This is a genomic window from Thermoactinomyces mirandus (assembly GCF_013868055.1).
In the GTDB taxonomy this organism is placed as follows: domain Bacteria; phylum Bacillota; class Bacilli; order Thermoactinomycetales; family Thermoactinomycetaceae; genus Thermoactinomyces; species Thermoactinomyces mirandus.
The window spans coordinates 1-924 of record NZ_JACEOL010000093.1; the positions used below are offsets into that span (position 1 = coordinate 1).

Below are 924 nucleotides of genomic sequence, written 5' to 3' on the forward strand. Positions count from 1 at the left end.
TAGGGCGTGTCTGGTGAATAGTTAATTGAGCCATATCATCAAAGAAATCAAGGTGATGGCAGCACAAAAATAAACCGCCCGTTTTTCATAACGCGTGGCGAAGCCTCGCCATTGCTTCAGACGGTTGATACAGCGTTCAATCACGTTTCGACGTGCATATTTTTCTTGATCGAAGGAGAGAGGACGCCCCGGTTTTTTGGAACGGCGCTCAGCTTGATCCCTACGTTCCGGGATTGTATGAGGAATGCCGCGTTTAAGCAGAAAACGACGACAGGACGGATAGCTGTAACCACGGTCTGCAATCAGATGATCCGGCCTCTTGCGAGGCCTTCCTTTTCCGATACGTGGAACGCAAATGGAGTCGAGCAAAGCTTGCAATTGGGTGCAGTCATGTTGCTGACCAGGAGTGAGAGTAAAAGCAAGCGGACGACCTTTCCCGTCACAAGCAAGGTGAATTTTGGTCGTCAGACCTCCACGGCTTCGCCCGAGTGCCTCATTCTGGAAGCGTGGCTCCCCCTTTTTTGGGCGCGCCTGCGGCGTGCTGATGAGCCCGAACAATCGTGCTGTCGACGAAAACAACCCAATCCACATGAGAGTAAGTTTGGACATGCTTGAGCAAACGACCCCATGTTCCATCTTTTTGCCAACGCGTAAAACGATAGTAGCAGGTCTTCCAGGAACCATAACGAGCAGGCAGATCCCGCCAGGGAGCTCCCGTTCCGAACTTCCACAGGATTCCATTCAAAATGGTTCGATGGTCTTTCCATTGACCACCTCGCTTCCCATTTGTAGGCAACAAAGGCTCGATCTTTTTCCAAGCCTCATCAGTAATCTCATATCTCTGTCTCATCACGATATCTCCTTGCTCTTGTTGTTAACAACATTTTAGCAAGAAATCATGTTGGATTCATCAGACACGCCCTA

General features: G+C 49.8%; 1 protein-coding gene. It reads right to left on the reverse strand.

The annotated features are described in order from the left end of the window. Window positions 1-21 precede the first annotated feature (21 nt). Window positions 22-850, reverse strand: a protein-coding gene (locus tag H2C83_RS17230) for an IS5 family transposase (RefSeq protein ID WP_376766379.1) whose coding sequence is annotated in 2 segments (ribosomal slippage) — window positions 22-498 and window positions 500-850 — 828 coding nt in all. Because the reading frame shifts where the segments join, the coding sequence is not laid out codon by codon here. Between the last annotated feature and the right edge of the window lie 74 nt (window positions 851-924).